General features: G+C 69.3%; 3 protein-coding genes. All 3 read right to left on the bottom strand.

Annotation, left to right across the window (positions count from 1 at the left end; all coding sequences use genetic code 11):
• A partial coding sequence (locus MELE44368_RS22780) for a serine/threonine-protein kinase (RefSeq protein WP_164890205.1) occupies window positions 1-907 on the bottom strand: 907 nt, incomplete at its 3' end.
• Window positions 908-929: 22 nt separating this feature from the next.
• Window positions 930-2,405, bottom strand: a complete 1,476-nt coding sequence (pbpA, locus tag MELE44368_RS22775) for a D,D-transpeptidase PbpA (protein WP_128110567.1) — start codon at window positions 2,403-2,405, stop codon at window positions 930-932.
• A complete protein-coding gene (locus tag MELE44368_RS22770; RefSeq protein WP_128110566.1) occupies window positions 2,402-3,814 on the bottom strand; it encodes a peptidoglycan glycosyltransferase RodA in 1,413 nt (470 codons plus the stop codon). Before MELE44368_RS22770 ends, pbpA begins: the two co-directional genes overlap by 4 nt.
• Between the last annotated feature and the right edge of the window lie 126 nt (window positions 3,815-3,940).

Below are 3,940 nucleotides of genomic sequence, written 5' to 3'. Positions count from 1 at the left end.
CCTGCGCGGCCGACGGCACCGCGGCAGGTGCGGCCCGGCCGATCGACGGCGCCTGGTTGGGCCTCGGCGGGCGCCGGCCCGACCGCACGGCCGCGACGGCGTCGGCGAACGCACCCCCGGACCGGTACCGCATGCCCGGGTTCTTGACCAGCGTGATCTCGATCAGCTCGCGCACGTTGGGCGGCAGATCGGCGGGCAGCGGCGGCGGCGTCTCCTTGATGTGCTTCATCGCCACGGTCAGCGCGCCGTCACCGGTGAACGGCCGCTTGCCCGACAGGGACTCGTAGCCGACGACGCCCAACGAGTACACGTCGCTGGCCGCGGTGGCGTCATGACCCAGCGCCTGCTCGGGCGCGATGTACTGCGCGGTGCCCATCACCATGCCGGTCTGCGTGACGGGCGCGGCGTCGACGGCCTTGGCGATGCCGAAGTCGGTGAGCTTCACCTGGCCGGTCGGGGTGATCAGGATGTTGCCCGGCTTGACGTCGCGGTGCACCAGGCCCGCGGTGTGGGCGACCTGCAGCGCGCGGCCGGTCTGCTCGAGCATGTCCAGCGCATGCCGCAGCGACAGCCGCCCGGTGCGCTTGAGCACGGAGTTCAACGGTTCGCCGTTGACCAGCTCCATCACCAGATACGCGGTGCGACCCTCGCCGTCCATCTCGGTCTCGCCGTAGTCGTACACGCCCGCGATGCCCGGGTGGTTGAGCATCGCGACGGTGCGGGCCTCGGCGCGGAAGCGTTCGACGAACTCGGCGTCGGTGGAGTACTCGGCCTTGAGCACCTTGATCGCGACGCGACGGCCCAGCCGGGAGTCGACGCCCTCCCACACCTGGCCCATCCCGCCGGTGGCGATGAGCCGCTGCAGCCGGTAGCGCCCCGACAGCGTCACTCCCACCCGCGGGCTCATTTCTCGCCTCCGGCTCGCGGGCTCATGAGCCCTCCCGCAGCGCCGCGGCGATGGTGGCGCGCCCGATCGGGGCGGCGAGCTCACCGCCGGTGGCCGACAACCGGTTGCCGCCGTTCTCGACAAGCACCGCAACCGCCACCTTGGGAGCCTGAGCAGGGGCGAAGGCGATGTACCAGGCATGCGGCGGGGTGTTGCGCGGATCGGTACCGTGCTCCGCTGTGCCGGTCTTGGATGCGATCTGCACGCCGGCGATGGCTCCCTTCTGCTGCGTCACCTGCTCGGCGGCGACCATCAAATCCGTAAGTGTATCGGCGACCTGCTCTGACACCGCCCGCCGCTCTTCGGTTGGAGCCGTCGTGCTGATGTTGGACAGGTCGGGTCCCTTCAGGCTATCGACCAGATACGGCCGCATCGGAACCCCGTTGTTGGCGATGGTGGCGGCCACCATCGCGTTCTGCAGGGGAGTGAGCGCGACGTCTTTCTGACCGATGCTCGACATGCCCAGCGCGGCGGCGTCGACGATCGGGCCGATCGTCGATTCGGCGACCTGCAGCGGGATCATCGGGGGAGGGACGCCGATGCCGAACCCGCGCGCGGTGGAGCGCAGCGCGTCGGCTCCGGTGTCGATGCCGAGTTCGACGAACGCGGTGTTGCACGATTTCGCGAACGCCTCGCGCAGGGGAACGGTCGGATCGCCGCCGCACGCCGCGCCGCCGAAGTTCTCCAGGGTGGCGGTGCTGTCCGGCAGCGGGATCTCGGGCTGGGCGGTGAGCCGGGTGTCCTTGTTCGCCCCGTGTGACAGCGCGGCCGCGGTGGTGATGACCTTGAACGTCGATCCCGGCGGGTAGGTCTCGGAGATGGCGCGGTTGAGCAGCGGGGACGCGGGATCGTCACGCAGCCGCTGCCAGGCCGCGGCCTGTTTGTCCATGTCGTGGGTGGCCAGCAGGTTGGGGTCGTAGGACGGCGACGAGACCATCGCGAGGATCCTGCCGGTCGACGGCTCGACCGCCACGACCGAACCCCGGCACCCGCCGTCGCAGCCGTCTTCCATTGCGTCCCAAGCGGCTTGCTGCACCCTCGGGTTGATGGTGGTGTCGACGTTGCCGCCGCGCGGGTCACGGCCGGTGAAGAAGTCGGCCAGCCGACGGGCGAACAGCCGCTGATCGGAACCGTTGAGGATCTGGTCCTCGGCGCGCTCGAGGCCGGTACTGGAATACCGCAGCGAGTAGAACCCGGTGACGGGCGCGTACACGAGCGGCTCGGGATAGACCCGAAGGAACCGGAACCGGCCGTTGGTCGACACCGAGTAGGCGAGCAGTTGGCCGCCTGCCGCGATCTGTCCGCGCTGGCGGGAGTACTCGTCGAGCAGCACCCGCTGGTTGCGCGGATCCGAACGCAGCCCCTCGGCCGTGAACACCTGGGTGACCGTCGCATTGGCCAGCAGCAACACCACCAGCGCCATGACGGCGACAGCGATGCGGCGCAGCGAGGTGTTCATACTTTCTCGATCACCTCGGTGCTGGCCGCGGCGATCGGCGTCGCGCCCTGCGGGCCGGACACGATCGGGCGGCGCGCGGAATGGCTGATCCGCACCAGGATGGCCAACAGCAAGTAGTTGGCGACCAGCGACGAGCCGCCGTAGGACAGCCACGGCGTGGTCAGGCCGGTCAGCGGGATCAGCTTGGTGACACCGCCGACCACGATGAACAACTGGATCGCCAGCGTGGAGGCCAGCCCGGCGGCCAGCAGCTTGCCGAAGCTGTCGCGCACGGCGATCGCGGTGCGCAGCCCGCGGATGATGACGATCGTGTACAGCATCAACACCGCGGCCAGCCCGACCAGACCCAGCTCTTCGCCGACGGCCGCGATGATGAAGTCGGTCGAGGCGGCGGGCACGGTGCCCGGCTGTCCGTTACCGAGGCCGGTGCCGAAGATCCCGCCGGTGGCGAAGCTGAACATCGACTGCACCATCTGGTAGCCGGCGCCCTCGGGATCGGCGAACGGATCCAGCCAGTTCTGCACGCGCACCCGGACGTGGTCGAAAAGGTAATACGCCGCAACGCTTCCCGCGGCGAACAGCGCCAGCCCGATGACCAGCCAACTGAACCGGTCGGTGGCCACGTAGACCAGCACCAGAAACGACGCGTACAGCAAAAGCGAAGTGCCGAGGTCCTTTTCGAAGATCATCACACCGACCGAGGCGATCCACGCGGCCAGCAGCGGGGCGAGGTCACGGGGCCGGGGCAGGTCCATGCCGAGGAAATGCTTGCCCGCACTGGTGAACACGCTGCGTTTGTTGACCAGCACCGCCGCGAAGAACACCAGGAGCAGGATCTTGGAGAACTCGGCCGGCTGAATCGAGAAGCCCGGCAGCTCGATCCAGATCTTCGCGCCGTTCTGCTCGGATATCGAGCGGGGCAGCACGGCCGGGATCGCCAGCAGGATCAGCCCGGTCACCCCGCAGATGTAGCCGTACTTGGCCAGCAGACGGTGGTCCCGCAGAAACACCACGACGAGCGAGAAGCCCAGCACCCCCACCAGGGTCCACAGCATCTGCTGGTTGGCGGTACCGCCCAACCCGTTCTGGACGAGCTCGCCCTTGCCGAGGTCGAGTCGGTGAATCATCACCAGCCCCAACCCGTTCAGCAACGCGACCACCGGAAGCAAAAGGGGATCGGCGTACGGCGCGAACCGCCGCACCGCCAGGTGCGCGGCGGTGAACAATGCGAGATAGGCGACGGTGTACTGCACCAGTTCCCAGCGCAGGCTCTGCTCCTGGTTGGCCTCGACCAGCAGCAGCGCGAGGGTGGTGATCAGCGCGGCGAACCCGAGCAGGAACAGTTCGGCGTTGCGCCGGTTGGGCAGCGGCGGCACGACGGCGACGGGGGATTGCGGCTGCGTCGTCATGCCACTTCCCGGCAGGTTATCCCCGGCTCCGGTGGCGGGGGAGGCAGCGCCGTGACGGTGGGGGGTGCCGGCGTGGGCGACGGCGGCGGTGTGCCGGGTGGGGGCGGCGCGGGCGCCGGCGTGCCG

The organism is Mycolicibacterium elephantis DSM 44368, from assembly GCF_004014805.1.
Lineage (GTDB): Bacteria > Actinomycetota > Actinomycetes > Mycobacteriales > Mycobacteriaceae > Mycobacterium > Mycobacterium elephantis.
This window is presented reverse-complemented; position numbering and strand designations above follow the sequence as displayed.